The following is a 20,089-nucleotide window of genomic DNA, read 5'->3' as shown; positions in this document are numbered from 1 at the left end:
GATCGGTTTTTATGCCGCGGCCGGGATCCTGGTTCGGCGGTCGGCGCCGCCGCGGTGACTGATAGTAACGACAGTTCCGGGATTGGCATCAGACAGCTTTATCTCGCTCTGCAAATTCCTTGCCAGCGCTTCGACGATGCCAGTGCCAAGGCCGGCCTTGGGTGTAGCGCTGCCTGCTGGCATGCCGACGCCGTTGTCAGAGACGGTTAGGATCCAGTCATTGGCCTCCGAGCGATAATCGATCACAATCCTGCCCGTCTCCTGTTTCGGGAAGGCGTGCTTCAGGGCATTAATCACTAATTCCGTGACGATCAGTCCCAGGCTGACGGATACGTCAGCTTCAACGGCGCTATCATCGACGGTGACGGCGATAGAGAGCCGGTCCTCATCGGCAATCATCGAAGCGCCAAGGCTCTCGCCAAGTTGCGTGAAATAGCTGCGAAGCTCGACGATGCCGACAGATGATGTTGAGAGTTGTCGTTGCACCGCTGCGATCGACATAACCCGGTTATGGGCGTTGTGAAGATGTCCACGAGCTTCCTCTGACTGCACCCGACGCGCACTCTGCATGAGAACGCTCGCGATAATCTGAAGGCTGTTTGCCACCCGGTGCTGAACTTCCTGAATGAGGATTGCCTTCTCCCGGACCAAGTCGTCTTTCTGTTTCGCTTCGGCTCGTGCATCGGTCACGTCGGTGATCGCTACCAGCAGTCGGATATGGTCCTTGTTGCCGTCGTCCAGAACCTGCGCATTGACGATCAACTGTCGTGTCTTCCGCTCAAACCGTTTGAGGTCGATCTCGTAGGCTTCTATCCTGGCACTGCCGGAGGCGGTCGCCTTTAGCAGCGAGGCAAGCTTCGGCATTGCCCATTCCCCGTCTCCGAGCTCACTGAGCGCCCTGCCGGGAATTGTCGCGGGATCGATCTCAAAGGTCCGGCAGAACGATGTACTGGCTGCAATAACCTTTTGGTCTGCGGACAGGAAAAGCAGCGGCTCGTTCGACGAGACCACTATGGCAAGCGTGCTCGCCGCTTCAAAATGAGCAATCGGTTCTCTTGACATGGAATTGGCCCTCAGGGGCCGAAAACTCGCTCAGCGAGCCATCACTCGGCAGGAACGCCGCCAACGGAGACCTAAACGGACGCTCTGGCATACCGTAGCACTTTAAGGCGGCTGTTCAAAGATCGTCCGGGATATCGCAGCCGGAGGCTCTTGACGATCCAGCTAGTTTTGACCTTGCTGACACAACGGGCCGGACGCACCATGACAGCCGTCGCGTTCGGGCTGTCGTCATCGAGCCCTTTTAAACGCTCGGAAGTTGAGGAAGGATTGCATGCTCGTACCGAGATAGCGTTCCTCGGGTAGTGGAGGCACAAGCCAGGAAAGGCCGCGTCCAGTCGTGCAGAACCTGCAGCAGTCTTTCACCGACGATTGCATCAGCCGCTATCCATGGCGTCCCCTCAGTGCGCCATGAAGATTGGCATGCTGCTCGGCTCGATCATGTTTCGCGTCACCGTCACGATGGTCGATCCGCTCTCGCGAAAGCGGGTGAATGGAGAAGAGCCAGGCGCCGACATGCCAGCACTATCGATTTGGAATTGGGCGAGAGCGGCCGCCTTCCGCGGTTGATGATGATCGGCGTCGGCGTATCGAACAAAGCGCCATCCATGACGCGTTTCTGCAGTTTCTCGTCGTTGAACGCTTTACGGCTGACAAGAACGACGTCGGCCTACAGCGCCTGAATGATCGGTCGTGTTCTGGGAATCGAGACGGGCACGGCTGATGTGGCCGAGTTCATCCGCCGCCTGGTCTTCAGCACGCTGACCGGCAATGGCGACATTCACTTGAAGAACTGGTCGCTTATCTATTCCGATCGTCGCACACCGTGTGGTGACTTTCAGCCCGAAGGAACACTGTGCTCTTGCCCGGGTTAGTGCTCCGAGATCAATCCGATCTCTCATGGAGGAATAAAATCATGGCATCGACAAGGGGATCGCACGGCAGCAAAGCCGGTAGCAAGTCTGGTGGCGCCAAGAGTGCGTCCTCGAAGGAAAGCTCAAGCTCGTCGTCGGGCAAGCAGGGTGGCCCGCACGAGCAGCACATAAAAGCCGGCGAACAAAGCCACAATAACTCAAAGTAACAGAGCAATCGGAAGCCGCTGGCGGGCTTTGCTGTCGCCAATGGCTCGACGCATCGGCGGCGAACCGAGAACGCAACCTACAGGAGATTTTGGATGAGAGTACGAGAATTCATGACTGCTCAGGTGGTCGCTGCCAAACCGACCGATACCGTCGAAGATGTGGCAAGGATGATGTCTGAGATAGATAGCGGCGCCATCCCGGTGATTGAAGACGACCTCGTCATTGGGATGATCACTGATCGCGATATCGTCATACGCGTCATCGCTGAGCGCAAGGATGGTTTCACGCCTGTCTCCGAAGTTATGACGCAGGGGGTCGAAAGCTGCCTTGAGGATGACGACATCGCTGAGGCTGCGAGGAGAATGGCTGAATTACAGATGCGCCGGCTCGTCGTGTTCAACAGTGAGGGCGAGCTTTCCGGCATCATCTCACTCGGCGACATAGCGATAGAGCATCAGGGCAATTTGGCGACTGACGCGCTTGAGGAAATCTCACAAGATGAATGATGTCCTTGCTCTGCACGAAACTACCGACGCCTCTGCGAGCCAACCGAGATGACGGCTAGGGTCGAGGATCGAGCCGCGGAGGAAATCGCGGCACGACGCGTGCGACGCGCTGAACGTCGGCTGAAGCAGCGCGAGGCCAACATCAATCGCGCCGCCAAGATGCATCAGGTGCGGATTGCCGCACCTCCGACCGGCAAACCAATGCCCGAGGATCGCCTCCTGGGTCGCGTTCATATCGGCTGCTCCGGTTGGTACTACTGGCATTGGAAAGGGAATTTCTATCCCTCGGATGTTGCGCCGGGCCAATATTTCTCGATTTATCAAGAGCATTTCGCGACAGTCGAGCTCAACGCGCCGTTCTATTCCTGGCCGACCATCAGTTCGGTCAAGACCTGGATCCGCCAAGCCGGGCCGGGCTTCGTCTACACCATCAAGGTCTGCGAGCTGATCACCCACATCGAGCGGTTTGAGAAGACTAAGACCCTGATTGAGGATTTCGGCTATATTGCCGATCTTCTCGGCCCGCAGATGGGATGCTTTCTGTTTCAGCTGCCGCCGAGCGTCCACTACAATCCGGACATGCTGCAGTCCATTCTGGCGCAGCTTGATTCACGCCATAGGAATGTCGTCGAGTTTCGTCACAAAAGCTGGTGGAACCAGGAGGTTTTCAACGCCTTCAAGGCAGCGGGGGCAATCTTTTGCTCTTGCAGCGGTCCCCGGTTGCCTGACGAACTCGTATGTACCGCCGATGATATCTACATTCGGTTCCACGGGATCGAACAATGGTATCGCCACGACTATTCTGACGATGAGCTCATGGTTTGGGCCGAGCGCATAAACAGGAGCGGAGCGAAAACGATATGGGCGTATTTCAACAACGATCGTGACGGTCATTCAATCAAAAATGCCAAGAGACTAGCAGAGATGCTCAGTCTCGCCCTGTAAGTTTGACATTTCGATGCAACAAACGGTGAAGCGATGAAAGTTGTGGCGTGATGGCGAGACAGTCGGCGGAAAAACAGGCCAACCTCGGCATGTCGGTCGAGATTGAACCGATGGAGGCCAAGTCTGCGGAGGCCCTGCCAACTGGCATGGGATGGCAGTTCGAGCCGAAATGGGATGGTTTCAGGTGCATCGTGTTCAGGAGTGGCGTCCGTGTCGACCTTCGATCAAAGTCTGGAAAACCGTTGGGTCGCTATTTTCCGGAACTGATCGCCTTCCTGGCCAGTCTCCCGGTTGACCGCTTCGTCATAGACGGCGAGTTGGTCGTTGAGATCGACGGGAGGTTGGCCTTTGACGCTCTCCAGGCGCGCCTTCATCCAGCCGAAAGCAGAATTCGCAAGCTTTCTAACGAGACGCCAGCGCGGCTTGTGGCCTTTGATATGCTCATGGGCAAAGACGGCGTACTGCTTCTCGATCAGCATCTTGCCGATCGCCGAGCTCGGCTGGAAGAGTTTGGCAAGACAATCCCCACTAATCCCCGTCAGTTCGTGGTATCCCCGTTCACGCGCAAACGTGAGGAAGCTGCGAGCTGGCTTTCAGGGTCCGGCGGCGACACCGATGGCGTTGTTTGCAAACGGCTGGATGAGCCCTATCGCCCTGGTGAACGGGCGATGGTAAAAGTCAAGCGAGTGCGTACCGCCGACTGTGTGGTCGGTGGATTTCGCTACGGGAATGATAGTCACCTAGTGGGTTCGCTTCTGCTCGGACTTTACAATGATAATGGCGAGCTCGACCACGTGGGCTTCACGTCAGCCATTTTGGATGCAGAGAAGCCAGACCTGACAAAGCGGCTGGAGGCATTGCGCGAGCCGCCGGGATTCACGGGTAAGGCACCCGGCGGACCGAGTCGGTGGAGCACCGAGCGTTCATCCGACTGGCAGCCGCTGAAACCGGAGCTTGTTGTCGAAGTGCGCTTTGACCAGGTGACGGGACATCGTTTCCGACATGGCACCAAGTTCTTGCGGTGGCGGCCGGACAAGAGCCCGTCTCAATGTGACTTCCGCCAGATTGGCCAGTGAATCGTAGTGTTTGCCGAGATGGACAGGCGAACTAAGCCCTCATTACAGAGAACAGGCGATAGCTAGCGACAAAATCAGAAAACACGCGCTCGAATCCGGGGAGCCAAAAAGCAGCCTGGAAGGGGAGCACGAGCGCCCCTTGCAGCCAGCCGAATAGGAACCGGGAGCAGGAAGCCTCCGGAGACAGCCATCAGCTGATTGCGGCGCGGCGTCAATCCCAGAATGCGAAAGAAGAGGGGCGCAAACTATTGTACCGGAGGGCGGCAAGCATGCAGCCCCATATTCCAGCCCGGCTTTCTAAGATCTAATCGGTCGGTGGATGGTGTTTCCCGTACTGATTGCTGTCGCGGGACACGCGACACGAACGCCGGCTCTTAACAAGATGCCAAGCTCGCGGTGTGGCGCTCCTGGGCGTTCGCCAATACGACGACAGTCGTCGTACGGTGAACGTCCTCCACGGCGGCGCAGAACGCTAGCAGGGTGGTTGCTCGACCGATTGTCAGTGACATTCAAAGCAATGTCCGGTACCGTGCGTTTGATCGAGCGTCCTCCGGTGGACGAAAGAAGATCGAGAGCGGTCTTTCGGGCTTGCCTCCCCGCACCGATGGGGTGCACCAGGCGGTTGATGCTGACTTGACGACGGCGTCCCATGCGTCGTGCGAACGTTTCCCAGCAGGCACCGTGTGCCAGTCAGTTTAATCGATGCATCAGCAGTTGAAATGCAGCGCAGGCACCGTCCTGCTGCTTGAGGGACGAGCCAATGATTGCGCTCGACGTCGAGGACGTCCTCAACGAGGCCGGTTAATGTGGTGCGGAACATATCGTCGTCTGGCGACGCCACCACCTGGCTGGCCAACGGCACCGGTCGTCGTGATCATCGATCCCGGTCTTCGCGATTGCTTCTGCAACGCCGAGGTGTGGCTGCTGGCCGAGAGGAAAATACCCTTCGTCGTCCACTCGGGCGACGACCATTCCCTAGTGGAGGACGAACCGGCTTTCGCAAGGGGATATTGGCTCTCGAAGCCGTCGATTTCGGCCGACATTGTCAAGGCGATAGGCGTGGCAATGACGGGTGTCAGAGCATGACCGACAATCACCGGCTCGTTATGGCCCGTATCAGGGCCGAAATGGAAAAGGGAACGTCCACGACGGAGGTTATCATGATCGTCGCACGTATCTTCAGACGACAGCAGGAGGCCGATAGAGCTGTTTCTAGCCGGACGTCGACGGAAACGAAGTCTAGTCGAGGCTGATGCGCTCAGTCCTTCGTCTCGAGGCCGCCCACATTCGCCTCGTAGTCGCGCTCCGGTATACCATAGGCGTCCCCCGCAAGCATTTTCAGACCGGCTCTGTCGCGAATGGTTATGGACGCTCTGGAGGCCGTGATCAGGCGTTTGCCTTCGAGAATATGGATAGTCGTCGTCACACTCTGTCTGCGCACCGCCAGCATGATGCCAATGAACTCGTGGGTCAGTTCGATATCGTCGCCCTCGGATCGGTCGTGGCACATCAGCAGCCATCGGGCCAGACGCGCCTCAATATGCTGGGTGGCGTTGGAGAAGGCCGTATAGGCGACCTGTACGGACGCCGAATGCAGATAGCGGGTGAGGAGATTCCGCAGGGTGACGCTTTCGGCCATCGCTGCTTGGAGGCGCACGTTCTCGATACGGTGTCCGGCGCCCGGGACTTGCATGAAGACGTGGTACGGACTGGCAAGAACACCGGAGACGCCGGCGGCAGGTGTCAGGCCCTCCCGGCCAAACAGACCGATTTCGGCTTCTGGTTCGGTCGTTGATGGAACGACGACAGATCCGATCCCACTCTCGGGAAAATACGTGAAGTCCCCCGCTTTACCAGGTTCGGCGAGGGCCAGGCTCCGGGGCAGATCCAGGAACTGAAGGTGCGGCGCTATGCGCGACAAGTCTTCTGGGTTCATTCGGATCAGCAGGTTGTTTCGATAAGGGGACGAGTTGGGATTTTGCATATCGCTCTTCCTGATGAGGCAAGAGCAAAACGGTCTCCCAGCCGGTCGCGCCAGACGTCAGCAACCGATATTCAACGGTACGCGCAAAAGGTGTTTTCTTTACGTTCGTGCCACTCCCAATGAAGGCGGACTCCCACAAGAAGAGTGTCCGTAACAAACAGTAACGAATCGAACTCTCTCAGCTTCGCGGCGCCAAAGCCGCGGGAGTCGCGCTGTGGACGTGAGACGTCGACGACGATACGCTGGTGATGGAGGAAAAGGGTGCCGGCTATAGGAAACGGCGAGCTGACGTTCGTGCATTTGTTTGAAAAGATTCATCCGGCAGACCGCAACCCCCGTGCGCGCCGCGTTCGTTGCGACCAGAGCGCTCTTCGGCCCCTACAAAATCGATTTTCGGATATTAACGGAGGCATCCAACGTTCGCTGGGTCTCGGCGCGCGGTGAGGCCCGCCTGCCGGGCCGGGAGGCTAGGGCAGCAAGCTCCTCCATCCTCTGGTTCCACGATAAACCTTCAAAACTTCAAGGTACCGGCCGTTTTCCTAATGGCCGGGGGCGCAGACCAAAGAATGCCTGGCGGCGGGAACATCGCTCTCTACTGGAGGTTTAGGAGCGCAACGGAGTGTAAAGCACCATGAATATCTCGAAGATCGCACCCATCATGATTGCAGCAACCCTCGCAGGCACGGCCTGCCTCGCGGCTGAACGACCGAAGCAGGCAGCTCAGGAGTTCGCCACGAAAGCAGCCTCCGCCAACATGTTCGAAATCGAGGCTGCGAAAGTCGAAGCCGCAAAAGGCAAGGACGGCCCCGCAAAGCAGTTTGCTGCGGACATGCTCAAGGACCACGGGAAGGCCGGCCCGGAGTTGGAAGCCGCCGCGAAGGCCGACGGCGTGACCGTCCCCACCTCGATCGATGCCGACAGCAAAAAGAAGGTGGATGCCCTGGCGTCTGCCGACAGTGCAAATCTCGATCAGGCCTATCTCTCGACTCAGCTTACGGCCCATCAGGACGCCGTCAAACTCTTCGAAGAATACTCAAAATCTGGTCCGGATGGACAGCTTAAGAACACCGCGGGAAAGATTTTGCCCGATCTGCGGATGCATCTCGTTCGCGTCCAAGGCCTTACCTCCAAATAAAGGGCCGAGCCTCACCAAAAAAGGCATCGTGACCGAAAAGACCGCGAACCGGGAAACCGACGATACCAGATCGTCGGATACCCCGGAATCTAACAAGCGCCCAGACGACTTAGCAAAAAATGCAAGAGAAGGCCTTCAAATGATGTCTTCAAAAGTGGACCCGCTGAGCCTGCCAAGGCTAAGCGAGCGACCACCGACGACGATGAGGGCGGAGACCCCAGCCTCGCATAAACGCGCAGAGACCTTCGAAGACCACTTTTGTTCGTCTAACAGCCACTGATATGCTGTTTCGAATACTAGTCCGCATAGTCAGTCGTGCGCGCCAGATGCCGATTGAGATCCAGCGCTCCGTCGGTCCATCACCCCTGGCCCGCGCTCTCCACGACTATCTTCGCCGCGTCCACGGCCTTCCGCGCGGCTCGCAGCCGCTCGTCCACGCCTGCGGGTACCTTCACTGCGCTGCGCGCCGAGATCAGCTCTGACATAAAGCGTTTCCGTTCGTTCTCTAGGAGACGAAGTTTTGCCCTTCGCCAAAGTATCCCGCCAACGACGGTGTAGTGGCGGTCTGGGGTCTCCAGAAGATGCCGCCCGTCTGTCAAGCGCCGACACCAGCGCTCGAAGTGTCGACATTCCGCAGCCGGAAGAAATAGCGGCGGTCGCCGCCGTCACCGACCGCCGCTGTGGCTCCTCGCCGTCGACCACGCGCGGATTATGCGACGCCGTCGTCGCGCGAGCGCGCAGAACTTGCTGACAATGGCACGAGCTTGGTCCTTCCCAGCAGTATTACAGGGAAAGGCCGCGATCTACGACCCACCCAGAGCGAGACGATCTCTTGCGGGAGCACGAGTTTGAGCGCTTTAAACCACGTGCGCCGCGCCAGCTGTAGATCGTCCGCCATCGCTGCCTCCTCCTCTATAAAGCCCTGGGGGCAGGTCCCGGCCGCATGAATGACATCCGTTCGCTGTGATGCGAGCCGCTTCTAGGCGCCGCACCGAACACGAACGCGAGGGCTGATACGACGGCGACTGCTGTGATCGGCCTCTCGCGGATCTTGTCCTCGACGCTCTTCACAAACGTGCGAGCCTCCGACTTGGCGGGGGATGTCGCACCGGACGCCATCTCTGTTGCAGGGCCGCCCGCCATGCGATCTACATCTCGTCGAAGCGCATCAAGAGCATCGCGAATCTCGTAGACGCGATCCGAGTGACGGCGCTCCCGGATGATCGGAGGGGCTCTTCAACCATTCCTTCAAGACACGCTCGCGCTTTTCGGCCTGTTCGATTTCAATAGACTGCACTACTGGGGAATTTTTCGGTCGGGCATCGTCATTCTTCTGTCTGCTCAGGAAGTCCGCCCAAGAGCCGAGGTTCCATCTCCGCCGTCGCTTTGGAAAGAAATCGTGGTCTGGCCATTCTTTTCGAAAGTCCGACGTAGGTGCGAGAGCGGAACATCCGTTCGCGATGAAGGTTAGCCTCGCAGAAGGAGTAAGCATCATGGGAATGAATAAGCCGAAAGACGGTGCGCCAGGTACCACCGACCAGTCTCCTCGTTGGGAGGGGCCACAGGAAAACACGCCGCCAGGATACATGCCCGCGAAGGACGATCCGGACCGCGCCGAAGATGCCAATGGGGAAACCAATGCCAATCCAGTGGTCAAGAAAGTTTCCCACGGCCTCAAGCAGAAAGGCGAATGAGATGACGGACGTTGAAAAGGATGCGAACGGCCAGTATGCGAAGTCGGTCGGTGATCGAAAGGCAACCGGTGTGGCCAGCGCCAAGCCGACCGTCGTCACCGGGTCGGAAGACGCGACGGAACATAAGACGCCGCCAGGTAAAAAGCCCGTCAAGGACTGGGACATCAACTATGATCCAGCCAAAATGAACGAAGGCGAGACCCGGTAGCGAGACGTCACCTGGGGGCTCAGACGACTTCCAACGGAAGCAACGGCGGGCGCGGAGTTCGACCACGGTGGCGTCACCGGGCGAAACGACTTCTCCCTTGAGCGCGATTGTCATGCCGTTCTCCAAACCCGGTGCTTTTCCGGGTAGCGCGCAGACCGGTCACCTCGAACTTGAACTTCGGGTCTGGCAACGAGGTAGCGCGACGGAGTCGACACTGCGAACGACTGGCCCACTGCGGACTGAAACGCCCTCGGGCGGAACAAAAGGTGGTTGCGTGTGTTTCGGTGCTGACCGATCAGCAATTTCGCGGCCGGCGGCATTCGAAATCATCGGAGATCAACATGGAAAACGCACAAATCGGCTGGATCGCGGCCATCATTATCGGCGGCCTCGCAGGCTGGCTCGCCGAGATGTTCATGAAGTCGAACATGGGCGTCCTGATGAACGTCATCCTGGGCATTGTCGGCGCGATCGTCGCCAACTTTCTCCTGTCGCTCTTCGGTGTCGCGCTAGCCGGCTGGCTTGGTTACCTGATCGCTGGCTTCATCGGCGCCTGTATCCTGATCGCACTCGCGCGCATGCTTCGTCGTACCACGTAGGGAAAGCGCGCTGGGGCCCCCCAATACCGTCACGGAGTTCAAGTATTTTCGGTCTTGTGTCTCCGGACATGGTCGGCAAGCGAGCGGTTCGACGCCCTCCCGTCAGACATCTTCCTGACGCGAGGTGGACCAGATAAAACGGTCGAGATGCTCCCGCCTGAAAAGCAACAGCGCTCCATCTCGTCATTGAAAAGGTTGCCCAGGTCATTCCCGATGCGAAGGCGCCAGTTATGGTATCTGGCGCGCTGCATTGGCTAAAATTAATTATGAAGCCGAAGACGACGTCTATCATCTGCTGGGGCCATGCCGTCGGCGAAGAAGCCAGGTAAATGGACGAAATCGCCAGCGGTGGTTCGAGACTTAGAGTCGGCGACAGTGACGCCGAAACAAACCTACAGCAGGCCTGCATCACTAGAATTAGAGTGGTGCTAAAAGGTCAGTTGGCAGGTGGTTCAACCTGCGTGACAGCGACAATCAGGTTTCAGGCGGCCGGCGAAGCTGTGATCTGATGGTTGCCTGCATTAGATCGCGCGCAAACAAGTGATATCGAAGAGACTGCCGCCATTTTAAAAGGTCGGCACGAGCGATTGCGGTAGTTTCGCCGCGAATTAAACCCTCGGCGATTTCGGCCTCAGAAGCGGCTATATTGCGCTGGTCCTCGGTTATGTTTTGTCCTGCCACTTCGAACGCAGATCGGTTGGGCATTTTCCGCTCCTTCGTGGGTTTTGGGAAAATCCAGAGTGCAGTATTAAGCACTGGCGCATTTCTAGACTGAGTTCAAAAGGTTGGTCATCGATGGACTCAATGAGTCAGGATTTGTAACAGCGCTTCGACTTTCAACGGTCGGGAAGCTCTCGCTTCTGATCTCCCATCCGGCTCACTTGTCACTATCGGTATCCCCTCCATCCTCTTTCCCGATAGCATTCTCACCCGCCTGTTTCGCTTTACCAGCAAGCCCATGATGGCTTTCTGTCATCGCCGGCACGCTCCTGACGACTGGGACCCGGCACTGTTGGGAGATTATCCCTCCCCATCTTCGACCATTCCCTCGGCTGGCGTGCCGATCGCGGAGGAAGCAGCGCTTTTGACGGGTGTCTTGATCTTTTTCGTGTCCCGGTCGCGTTTGTCTGGCATGGCTATGCGCAGACCCTTTCCAGCCTCCTTCCCAAGCTTCTCGCGGCGCCGGTCGGCATCCGCGCTGTCAGAAGCTCGGGCGTCATCAGTCTCCGGCGGTATTATTGTCTTCGTCATAGGATATACCTTTCGTGCTTATTGCGGCCTCTAACAGAGCGACCTGACGTCCGCATACAGTGCGGGATAACGCGTTTACGCGCCATCTTCCTTGGTCTGCTGTGCGCGTGCGCGTAGATTCGTCTGAACGCTTCCGATGCGCTTGTCCTGCAAATCGGCAGACCTTCACAGGCGCCCAAACCTTCCGCCTGTCGTTAAGTTCCCGGAGAGAAATTGGTCATTCAACCGGGTATCCGGATTTTCCGTTGCGATCGCTCCCGATGAGGTCTCGGGCTGTGCGAACCAGGGCATCGACTGAGATTTCGAACTTGGCGTAAACGTCGTTGATCTTACCCGAGGCACCGATCCGGTGCATGCCAACGAAGCCGCCGCCGATGCCGGTATAGCGGTCCCCAGGATCTTTGTACGGCAGCTTTAATTGCTACCCGCGCCCGCGTTTCACTGAGCACGGAACGCTTGTAGGATTGGCCCTGCTCCGAACAGCAGTTGGCATGGCATCGATACCGCTGCGGTGGTGATCCCGCGTTTGCAACGCCGCGCGCGCCTCGATCGCGAGAGCCAGTTCCGATCCCGTCGCGATCAGTGTGAGATCACGCTCTCTCGGTTGGCTTCAAGGAGAACGTAAGCGCCCTTGGCGGATAGTTTTCGGGCGCTGGTTTTTGGCGAAGCATGGGCATGGGCATGGGCTACCGCGAGAGCGCGAGAACCGCAGCCTGGCGCGGGTATCGAGGACAGCCTCCCAGCATTCCAAAGTCTCAATTTTATTTAACTGACGGGTCTCGGTTCTGGCCTCCTCAGATCCCATTACCGTCCGCTTCGCGCTTCGGATGCCTATGGTCTTGCGAGCCTTCAGACTGCGTACTGTGTTGTCACAACTCGCCGGATTTCGCCTTATGCGTGACCAAATAAGCGAACCAACGTCACGCAGCGAAGTTTCCTGCGAGTAAAGTTATCGGTTCCTGCCGAAGTCGATGCACGTCAAGTGTACGACCCGCCCCCCCACCAGAGTCCTCTTTTCTGCGCCAAGCCCCGCATTGATAGCCCTGGAAAACGGGACGGGGGGACGCCTACGACGGAACAGGGCCACCGCGTGAATGAAGGCGATTGATTAACATATGTGATGGAGTTCGATGCGCAGAAGCGTAAGTCCAAGTCAGACGAGCGGACCCGGTAGCCTCCCATCACGGTCGCGTCGCTCAAGGGGGCGTGGCGGGACAATTTGCGGGCCTTCCTGTGTGTGAAGGCTATCGCGCCAGCCAGTTTACCGACAACCTTCCAGGAGCTTCTATGCGAACTGCCGATGCCAAGAACGCCGTCGAGGCCGACATGATTAGGCTCATGCCCGAAATACGCAGGTTCGCGACGCGCTTCACGCGCGATCAGAGCGAAGTGGATGACCTCGTCCAAGAGACACTGGTCCGCGGCCTTGCAAATATCGATAAATTCGAGCCCGGAACGCGGCTGCGATCATGGTTATTCACTATTCTGCGCAATACATTTTGCACCCGATATCATAAAAGCGCGCGAGAAGCGCCCGGGGCTGCAGATTGCATATCGGCCCTCGCTTCCGTGCCTCCGTCACAGGAATGGGCAGTGCGCCTGCGCGAATTCGAGGCCGCTGTGGCGACCCTTTCGCCGAACCACCGTTCGGCATTCGACGCTGTCCTGGTTGATGGCGATAGCTACGAGGCGGCGGCTCGACGGTGTGGTTGTCGCGTCGGCACCATCAAAAGCCGCGTGAACCGCGTCCGCCTTGCCCTCACGCAACAGATGGGCGGTACCATCTAGCGTGATAGGGCTAACATAACATATGACCTAGCCGTACCCAGCCTTTGCGTATCTAACGGAGGGATCACCGGCACCCTTTCCGGCCAGTCCGTGACAGAGAGACCAAGCGCTCCCGCCACCAACAGGGAGCAACGCCATGCCACGCTATTTCTTTCACATCATGAACGGCAAGGCCATTCTTGACGACATTGGACTGGAGCTTGCCAGCATGGATGAAATGCGTATCGAAGCGGTCCGGGCCGCCGGGCAGATGCTGAGCGACGGAGAGCACAGGTGGAAGGGCCAGGCCTGGCAGATGATCGTCACCGATGCAGATGATATGATTGTCTTCGGCGTCAACGTTTCGGTTGACCACCACGGGCTCTGAGCGGCTCGCCTTCAACCGCTCACTGCGTTAAGCCGCTCCCTTGCTGCGGCCAGCGAAGATGCAGATAACTGGGATCGAAATCAGAATATGCCTTAAGACGATGAACGTTGGGGATGACGATGCGCTCGTTCTTGAGGGTGACCAGTCCGGATTCTCGCAGTTCTTTCAAGCTCCTGTTCACGTGCACAATCGAAAGCCCCATCGTGTCGCTCAGTTCCGCTTGTGTTAACGGAAGTTCGAACGTGCCTTCATCTGTTAATCCAACAGCTTTCATCCTTTCGTGCAATTCGCAAAACAAGTGAGCGATCCGGTGGGGAGCAGGCCGTTGTCCGAGGTTCACTAGCCATTCGCGCAACGTCGCCTCATCGACAAGAGAACACATCCAGAGCGCGCGAGTGAGGGATGGTCTTCTCTCCGTCAACTCCAGGATCGTTGCAGGCGAAAGGTGAGCCACACGGCAAGGACTGAGCGTGCCGATGCCGTGATCCATCTTTTTTAGCAATGCGACATGGAGATCGCAGAAATCGCCGGGGATGAGGTAGGCGAATATCTGGCGTCGCCCCTCTGCGGTGAGCTTGTAGCGCATAGCGAAGCCGTTGAGCATGAGCAGGACGTTCTCCGGATTGTCTCCCTCCCTGATGAGATCACGGTCCGCGCCGATTTCTCTTGTTCGGCTGGCAACGGAAAGCAGCCATGCCCGGTCATCAGGGTGTAGAGTATCAAAGCTATCCAGTTTTCGAATGAACGCATTTGCCACCGAGGGTTCCTTAGAATCAGCGCGATATGTATGCCGAACTGTCCGCTTACGGACATAGCATGGGAGCGAGACCCTAGCCAAACCGACATAGCCTGAAGTTCGCTATTAACTATGTAAACGCGTAACGACGCGTCTGGTCGGTCCGCAAACCGGCGGGGATAAGGCGATGGGTGATTTCCTGCGAGCAGGCGGAGATATGGCGGAGGCTATTCGCGATCACGACTGGGGCCCAACGAGCATCGGCGCGATCGACACCTGGCCGCTTGCGTTGAAAGCAGTCGTCCAGATGATGCTACATCAGCGCCATGCGATATGCCTGTTTTGGGGGCGCGACCTCAACATACTTTACAATGATGCCTACAAGCCGTTCCTTGGTGCGAAGGAAACCGGTGCGCTGGGAAAGCCTTTCCCGGTCATATGGTCGGACGTGTGGGATGACGTTAAGCCCTTTGTCGACGAGGCACTGTCTGGCAGTGGCACCTACACGGAGAATATGCGCCTCGTCATGGACCGTAATGGCTATGATGAAGAGACTTTCTGGACGTTTTCCTATAGCCCGCTTTACGACGATGATAGCAATGTCGCCGGTATCATCGATGTCGCCGTCGACACCACGGCGATGGTGCGGAGTCTAGGTGCTCAGGAGGTTCTCCGCCATGAATTGGTGCACCGGGTCAAAAATTCGATGGCAGTGACGACTGCGGTGGTCAGTGCAAGCCTTCGGCACGCCGAGACGCTCGACCAGGCGCGCGAAACGATCACCCATCGAATAGCAGCTCTAGGCAAGGCCCAAAACATGTTGCATGGAACGCCTGCAGACGTCGCTGTCGCCGCAACGGTCAGAGAAAGCCTCGCAGCTCATCTTGATGACCCAGGCCGTGTGACAATTCTCGGCCCGACACTTCATGTGTCGACGCAGCAGACGATCGGCCTATCGCTTGCGGTCTACGAGTTGGCAACGAACGCGCTCAAATATGGTGCTCTGTCGAACGACACGGGCTCTATAAAAATCACCTGGCAAACCTCCGGCGCGCGAGGATCTGAGTTTGTCTGGGAGGAAAAAGGCGGCCCACCCGTGAGGCCGCCGAAGCGAGCCGGCTTCGGTTCCAGTCTGGCGAACAAGATCGTCGCATCCTATTTCTCCGGCGTAGGCGACACAGCCTACCTGCCTGAAGGCGTCCGCTTTGTCCTGTCAGGAACGTATCAAACGGAGAACGATGCGACCGCATGCCGATCGCTTCCCGAAATTGAGAGAAAAGGGGTGTCCGTGACGGCCGAAAACGGATCTGCGTCCGTCCAGGAAGCACCACCATTCATCTAACTGCAAGCCGTTCACGGAACATTCGCCCGGCCGGAATGTTGTTGACAGAAAGGAATTGTGCAATGCAGCAAGTCTTATCTTGGGCGCGGCCCGTCCAACTTGGCCTCGGTGACGGGGCAGCGCGATTGATATACGGGCCGGCAGATGCCTTACGGTCGCTACGGGAGTGGCCGGCAGGGGGCGGCTGGTTTTTCGAACGCGCCATAAACCGGTGTCACGCCGCGCTTGAGACGGAGGGGGATCTGGAGCTCTCCCGGCAGGCCTTCGTTGCAGCTTCACTGGAAGCCTCGATCCCATTTGCCTGACCAGTTTTCACACTGCAGCACGATTAAGAGCATTGCTGTGCTTGGCAAAGGTCGATCTTTCATTTTCTGTCCAAACAGCGTCGACCATTTTGCATGATGCACACTGGCGTATAACTCTGGACCTTGAAGAAGGAAAAGCTGAACGAAATCTGAAGGAACTGCTAAGAAGAGGAACGTCGGTCTATCGCCCGACTACGCGTGAGTCTTGCGCGCGAGAGCTCAACCAGAAGACGAATAGCACGGTCCTCGAAGACTAACCGTTGACGAACCCGCTCCCCTGTCGTATATGATAGCTCATCGATCTTTTGCTTGCCGAGCTTTGTCTACCGCGCGATTGGCACCGCGTTTTAAGCGAACTTCCCTTTCAAAAATAGTCGGTTTTCGTCTGCGTGGCATAAGCTTCGCGGTTCCTCACTCTATGCTTTGAAAGGGTTCATCATGACCACTGGCACAGTAAAATGGTTTAATTCAACCAAGGGCTTCGGCTTCATCCAGCCTGACAATGGCGGCGCTGACGCTTTTGTCCACATCTCTGCCGTCGAACGCGCAGGAATGCGTGAGCTGGTCGAAGGCCAGAAGATCGGCTTTGAACTCGAGCGCGACAACAAGTCGGGCAAGATGTCGGCCTGCAATCTGCAGAACGCTTAATAGATATCTGCTTCCCTTTGACCACGGATGTACTGGCATCGCCGGAGGCAACTATCAGTTTGAGGCCAGGCAATTCGCCTGGCCTTTTTCGTTTTGGCGTCATAGCTGACATCGAGGACATTCAATGACAGAGACATATAGTAAATCTCGCCAGCAGGCCGAGACCGCCTTCGGCCATCTTCAGACGGAGTTCTTCGCCAAGAACAATGCGGCGGAAGAGCTTGAATCCGTGGCCCAGGCGCGCGATGCCAAGACGTTCAGGCTGCGCGAAGCGCGCCTCGCCAAGGAGCAAGCCGACCGGATGTCTGCAACATCTGCGCTGCTTGCCAAACGAGCCAAGGCCGGCTGATCATCCCAACGACAACTATCAGGATAAAAATTTGAGACACGCCAGAAACAACGAACTTACCGACCGACGCTCCGCTGCTGCGGACGCCAAGACAGCTCTTCTCACGAGCTACCGAGCTGCAAAGACGGCGGCTGAGCCGTCACAGGCCGCCAGACAGGCCGAGCGCATCTCTCTTGTTGAAGCGCGCGAGGCGCGCCGTGCGGAACGGGATCGGCTGAAGCATGAGGAGCTTACCCGGGTCGAGACCCTTGCGGCTCAAGAACAGGCGGCGATCGAGGCAGCAGCTGCGGCAGAGATCGAGGCGCGACAGGCGGCAGAGAATGCCCGGATATCACGGGTTGTTCAAGATGAGGCCGCTCGCAAAGCCGAGCGCGACAGACGTTATGCCGCCCGCAAGGCCCGGCATGCTTAGTATCCAGGGACCCACCTTTTATTGGATGGTCCGTGGATGATTGCATCTGGGCCTGGCCGGAGCTACTTTTTCAGTTCTGCCGTCAACCCTGCTTCGATCCCACAGGCCTGAATGAACATCGTCCAGTCGATACGGCCATTCAGAAGCGGGGGCGATTTCCGGTAGGTGATCAATCTGGCCAGAGATGGCCGTATATTCACCAACACTCGCCTTGATGTGATTGGGGCGATGCGAAGCTCGCAGAATTCCGAACTTTTTCACTGACGTGATGACGGGTCGTGTTTTGTCATGCTCATTCCGTTTCTGTCGACACCAAGCGGAAATAGGGGCGCCCGTTGACAAAATATGTTTAGGGCAAGTGGTTACCTGTCGATCGCTGGCTCTTGAATGGAGAGCCGCAGACTTTTGTGCTGAGGCATAGATAGGCTTGCAATAACTCACCTATGGCAATAATTATGAGTTATAGAGAAGGCGGCTATAACTCATGAAATGGAACTGGCAGAACCCCGATTGGCCAAACTTCAGGTACGATACCGCAAGCCTGGTACCATTGGAGCAGAAATTCTTGCAATCCGCCGGCGAGGTTATCGGTGCTGTTCGACATTTCAACGATGACGACAGCAACCAACTTCGCATTGAGTTGCTGAGCGACGAAGCGGTCAAGACCTCAGAGATTGAGGGGGAATTTCTGGACCGCGCGAGTGTTCAGTCATCGCTCCGTCGGCAGTTCGGGCTAGACACTGATGGCAGACAGATCCGCCCACAAGAGCGGGGGATCGCCGAGATGATGGCGGATGTCTATCGAAGTTGGCATAGGCCGCTGCGTCGTGAGGGACTGTTCCAGTGGCATTCAATGCTGATGGCCGGAAATCGATATATTGAAACGGTTGGCGCTTATCGCAAGCATGAAGACGCCATGCAGATCGTGTCAGGTCCATTCGAGAAGCCCACAATCCACTTCGAGGCTCCCCCGTCCCGCCAGGTTACCACTGAGATGGAGACCTTCATCGCATGGTTCAATCAATCCGGGCCAGATGGCCACATGTCGCTTCAAGCTTTGACGCGCGCAGCAGTAGGCCATCTTTACTTTGAAAGCATACATCCATTCGAGGATGGCAACGGCCGAATTGGGCGCGCGCTCGCCGAGAAATCCCTGGCGCAAAACATAGGGCAGCCAAGCCTCATTTCACTCGCCTTCACAATCGAGAAGAGCCGGAAGGCCTACTACTCAGAGCTTGAGCGGCACCAACGCAAACTTGATATCACAGATTGGATCATTTTCTTCTCGAAAACGATCCTGGATGCTCAACGGGCGACGCTTGAGCGCATCGATTTCTTCATTCAGAAAGCACAGTTCTATGATCGTTTCCGGGGCCGGCTCAACGAGCGCCAGGAAAAGGTAGTCGCGCGCATCTTCAAGGAAGGCACGGCAGGCTTCAAGGGGGGGCTAAGTGCCGAAAACTACATCTCGATCACAGCTACATCCCGCGCTACAGCAACACGCGATCTTCAGCAGCTCGTGGAGATCGGTGCGCTGACGCGTACCGGCGAACGTCGGCATACCCGGTACTCGCTGTCATTGCGGAAATAAATTGCAGCTAGTCTAATGAACTCCAACAACGTTATTATCTTGGTGAACGATTATTCGATTCCGCTCGAAGGTCGCGAGGATACGGCTTCCGGCTCAGATACCATACATTCCTACCCCCGTGGCTCATGGTGCGATTTTATCGAAACCACCGACATTGAAAGCGAAGAACGGGTTGAAGGCAAATGTCGTCGCGGCCAGCGTCGTCGCGAGGCCGATTTTCAACGGCGTGAGCCACAGTGTGTCGGCCGCCAAAAACTCCGGCCAAGCAAGGCCTTCCAGTCCTCTAGGAGCGGGAAGTGCAAGCTGGGTGTCATCAGCGCCAGAGCTGATAACTCCGAACAGGGATTGGATTTCCGAGAGTAGTTTCCTGTGCCATCGTATTCTCCATGGTTCGAGACTGCCTAACGGCAATCCCCATCGACGGTTCCCAGTTTGGTCCAATATGGCTGCCGTTTCATGACATTGAGTTCGAAGGTGTCGTTGCCCTCAAGAGCAGCGGCCGTAGACCGTCCGTCTTTCCGGAGCGATACACGACAACCGGGTCTCCTTCTTCGCCGACGACCGGATTTCCATCACGACGAACGACAAGGACGCCAGCGTGGCTGGACGCCATCTGTTTCGCCTCCTCGATCCCTTCAGTGTCGGAGGCGTCAACAACAGTCTCCCAAGCCTGCACGGCCTGGCCGCGGTAATCGAGGTCGAATGCGATACGCTGATGGAAGAAAAAGTGCCGGGCATAAGACTTCCCCTTGGGTGTCCCATAAGGGTGTGGGGCGGATAGCGCCAATCGAGTTGGCGCCATAAGTTCATGCCAACGCGTGTTTGATGCGCTCAACATGAGATGATGGAGCTGTGCCCAGCTCATCCTCGGCGACTGAAATCTCGGATACGGTCAGTCCGGTGGCGATCGCGAGGTCCTCCAAGCTGTAGTTTTTGGCTATACGAGACGCCTTGAGGCTGGCAGCTGTCGACTGCGGTATGTGCGAAATCTGATCCATTTCAATGCTCCTTC

23 protein-coding genes and 2 pseudogenes are annotated in these 20,089 nt (G+C 57.2%); 18 read left to right on the top strand and 7 right to left on the bottom strand.

The window, feature by feature from the left end:
• Window positions 1-9 precede the first annotated feature (9 nt).
• The gene (locus AC1DV9_RS12665; protein WP_477948165.1) at window positions 10-1,062 is read right to left on the bottom strand and encodes a sensor histidine kinase; all 1,053 of its coding nucleotides are present in this window, start codon (window positions 1,060-1,062) and stop codon (window positions 10-12) included.
• A gap of 408 nt (window positions 1,063-1,470) precedes the next feature.
• Between AC1DV9_RS12665 and AC1DV9_RS12660 the strand changes: the two genes are divergently transcribed.
• Window positions 1,471-1,629 carry a hypothetical protein gene (locus AC1DV9_RS12660; protein WP_477948164.1) on the top strand — a complete coding sequence of 53 codons (159 nt, stop codon included), beginning with the start codon at window positions 1,471-1,473 and terminating at the stop codon, window positions 1,627-1,629.
• Here the strand turns inward: AC1DV9_RS12660 and AC1DV9_RS12655 are convergent.
• Window positions 1,577-1,729 (bottom strand): annotated as a pseudogene (locus AC1DV9_RS12655) (universal stress protein); the annotation flags it as partial. The gene AC1DV9_RS12660 and the pseudogene AC1DV9_RS12655 sit on opposite strands and share 53 nt — an antisense overlap.
• A 13-nt stretch (window positions 1,730-1,742) precedes the next feature.
• Here AC1DV9_RS12655 and AC1DV9_RS12650 point away from each other — a divergent pair.
• The 5 genes and pseudogenes from AC1DV9_RS12650 to AC1DV9_RS12630 all read left to right on the top strand — a co-directional run.
• Window positions 1,743-1,886, top strand: a pseudogene (locus AC1DV9_RS12650) (HipA domain-containing protein); the annotation flags it as partial.
• A gap of 365 nt (window positions 1,887-2,251) precedes the next feature.
• Window positions 2,252-2,647: a CBS domain-containing protein gene (locus AC1DV9_RS12645; RefSeq protein WP_477948163.1), complete on the top strand. Its 396-nt coding sequence runs from the start codon at window positions 2,252-2,254 to the stop codon at window positions 2,645-2,647.
• 48 nt (window positions 2,648-2,695) lie between these two features.
• On the top strand, window positions 2,696-3,592 hold the full coding sequence (locus AC1DV9_RS12640; protein WP_477948162.1) for a DUF72 domain-containing protein: 897 nt from the start codon (window positions 2,696-2,698) through the stop codon (window positions 3,590-3,592).
• 50 nt (window positions 3,593-3,642) lie between these two features.
• Window positions 3,643-4,668 (top strand): ATP-dependent DNA ligase, encoded by a 1,026-nt coding sequence (locus tag AC1DV9_RS12635; protein WP_477948160.1) that lies wholly within the window; start codon window positions 3,643-3,645, stop codon window positions 4,666-4,668.
• An 804-nt stretch (window positions 4,669-5,472) separates the two neighbouring features.
• The gene (locus AC1DV9_RS12630) at window positions 5,473-5,754 is read left to right on the top strand and encodes a hypothetical protein (RefSeq protein WP_477948159.1); all 282 of its coding nucleotides are present in this window, start codon (window positions 5,473-5,475) and stop codon (window positions 5,752-5,754) included.
• A 172-nt stretch (window positions 5,755-5,926) separates the two neighbouring features.
• Here the strand turns inward: AC1DV9_RS12630 and AC1DV9_RS12625 are convergent, their stop codons facing one another.
• A complete protein-coding gene (locus AC1DV9_RS12625) occupies window positions 5,927-6,652 on the bottom strand; it encodes a Crp/Fnr family transcriptional regulator (RefSeq protein WP_477948157.1) in 726 nt (241 codons plus the stop codon).
• 631 nt (window positions 6,653-7,283) lie between these two features.
• On the opposite strand from AC1DV9_RS12625, the gene AC1DV9_RS12620 reads away from it, so the two are divergent.
• The 4 genes from AC1DV9_RS12620 to AC1DV9_RS12605 all read left to right on the top strand — a co-directional run bounded on the left by AC1DV9_RS12620 (window position 7,284) and on the right by AC1DV9_RS12605 (window position 10,288).
• On the top strand, window positions 7,284-7,787 hold the full coding sequence (locus tag AC1DV9_RS12620) for a DUF4142 domain-containing protein (protein WP_477948156.1): 504 nt from the start codon (window positions 7,284-7,286) through the stop codon (window positions 7,785-7,787).
• Between the two features lie 1,493 nt (window positions 7,788-9,280).
• On the top strand, window positions 9,281-9,481 hold the full coding sequence (locus AC1DV9_RS12615; RefSeq protein ID WP_477948154.1) for a hypothetical protein: 201 nt from the start codon (window positions 9,281-9,283) through the stop codon (window positions 9,479-9,481).
• Between the two features lies 1 nt (window position 9,482).
• The gene (locus AC1DV9_RS12610; protein WP_477948153.1) at window positions 9,483-9,689 is read left to right on the top strand and encodes a hypothetical protein; all 207 of its coding nucleotides are present in this window, start codon (window positions 9,483-9,485) and stop codon (window positions 9,687-9,689) included.
• Window positions 9,690-10,030: 341 nt separating this feature from the next.
• Window positions 10,031-10,288 carry a GlsB/YeaQ/YmgE family stress response membrane protein gene (locus AC1DV9_RS12605; protein WP_477948152.1) on the top strand — a complete coding sequence of 86 codons (258 nt, stop codon included), beginning with the start codon at window positions 10,031-10,033 and terminating at the stop codon, window positions 10,286-10,288.
• Between the two features lie 1,020 nt (window positions 10,289-11,308).
• Here the strand turns inward: AC1DV9_RS12605 and AC1DV9_RS12600 are convergent.
• Window positions 11,309-11,539 carry a hypothetical protein gene (locus tag AC1DV9_RS12600; protein WP_477948150.1) on the bottom strand — a complete coding sequence of 77 codons (231 nt, stop codon included), beginning with the start codon at window positions 11,537-11,539 and terminating at the stop codon, window positions 11,309-11,311.
• 1,287 nt (window positions 11,540-12,826) lie between these two features.
• On the opposite strand from AC1DV9_RS12600, the gene AC1DV9_RS12595 reads away from it, so the two are divergent.
• Together AC1DV9_RS12595 and AC1DV9_RS12590 are read left to right on the top strand one after the other, a co-directional pair.
• Window positions 12,827-13,327, top strand: a complete 501-nt coding sequence (locus tag AC1DV9_RS12595; protein WP_477948148.1) for a sigma-70 family RNA polymerase sigma factor — start codon at window positions 12,827-12,829, stop codon at window positions 13,325-13,327.
• Window positions 13,328-13,463: 136 nt separating this feature from the next.
• Window positions 13,464-13,694 (top strand): DUF6894 family protein, encoded by a 231-nt coding sequence (locus AC1DV9_RS12590; protein ID WP_477948146.1) that lies wholly within the window; start codon window positions 13,464-13,466, stop codon window positions 13,692-13,694.
• 19 nt (window positions 13,695-13,713) lie between these two features.
• Here the strand turns inward: AC1DV9_RS12590 and AC1DV9_RS12585 are convergent, their stop codons facing one another.
• Window positions 13,714-14,451, bottom strand: a complete 738-nt coding sequence (locus AC1DV9_RS12585) for a Crp/Fnr family transcriptional regulator (RefSeq protein WP_477948145.1) — start codon at window positions 14,449-14,451, stop codon at window positions 13,714-13,716.
• Between the two features lie 166 nt (window positions 14,452-14,617).
• Between AC1DV9_RS12585 and AC1DV9_RS12580 the strand changes: the two genes are divergently transcribed.
• The 6 genes from AC1DV9_RS12580 to AC1DV9_RS12555 all read left to right on the top strand — a co-directional run bounded on the left by AC1DV9_RS12580 (window position 14,618) and on the right by AC1DV9_RS12555 (window position 19,077).
• Window positions 14,618-15,772, top strand: a complete 1,155-nt coding sequence (locus AC1DV9_RS12580; protein ID WP_477948144.1) for a sensor histidine kinase — start codon at window positions 14,618-14,620, stop codon at window positions 15,770-15,772.
• A 35-nt stretch (window positions 15,773-15,807) separates the two neighbouring features.
• A complete protein-coding gene (locus AC1DV9_RS12575; protein ID WP_477948142.1) occupies window positions 15,808-16,077 on the top strand; it encodes a DUF982 domain-containing protein in 270 nt (89 codons plus the stop codon).
• Between the two features lie 438 nt (window positions 16,078-16,515).
• Window positions 16,516-16,725 (top strand): cold-shock protein, encoded by a 210-nt coding sequence (locus AC1DV9_RS12570; RefSeq protein WP_037135461.1) that lies wholly within the window; start codon window positions 16,516-16,518, stop codon window positions 16,723-16,725.
• Window positions 16,726-16,849: 124 nt separating this feature from the next.
• Window positions 16,850-17,074, top strand: coding sequence for a hypothetical protein (locus AC1DV9_RS12565; RefSeq protein ID WP_477948140.1), 225 nt, complete (start codon window positions 16,850-16,852; stop codon window positions 17,072-17,074).
• Window positions 17,075-17,105: 31 nt separating this feature from the next.
• Window positions 17,106-17,486 carry a DUF6481 family protein gene (locus tag AC1DV9_RS12560; protein WP_112389258.1) on the top strand — a complete coding sequence of 127 codons (381 nt, stop codon included), beginning with the start codon at window positions 17,106-17,108 and terminating at the stop codon, window positions 17,484-17,486.
• Between the two features lie 484 nt (window positions 17,487-17,970).
• A complete protein-coding gene (locus tag AC1DV9_RS12555) occupies window positions 17,971-19,077 on the top strand; it encodes a Fic family protein (protein WP_477948139.1) in 1,107 nt (368 codons plus the stop codon).
• Window positions 19,078-19,200: 123 nt separating this feature from the next.
• On the opposite strand, the gene AC1DV9_RS12550 is transcribed toward AC1DV9_RS12555, so the two are convergent.
• A complete protein-coding gene (locus tag AC1DV9_RS12550; RefSeq protein WP_477948137.1) occupies window positions 19,201-19,329 on the bottom strand; it encodes a hypothetical protein in 129 nt (42 codons plus the stop codon).
• Between the two features lie 554 nt (window positions 19,330-19,883).
• The gene (locus AC1DV9_RS12545; RefSeq protein ID WP_112389254.1) at window positions 19,884-20,075 is read right to left on the bottom strand and encodes an XRE family transcriptional regulator; all 192 of its coding nucleotides are present in this window, start codon (window positions 20,073-20,075) and stop codon (window positions 19,884-19,886) included.
• Between the last annotated feature and the right edge of the window lie 14 nt (window positions 20,076-20,089).

It is taken from the genome of Rhizobium sp. 01L410, from assembly GCF_056400165.1.
The sequence above is the reverse complement of the archived record's forward strand: the minus strand, read 5'-3'. Positions and strand labels throughout refer to the sequence as shown.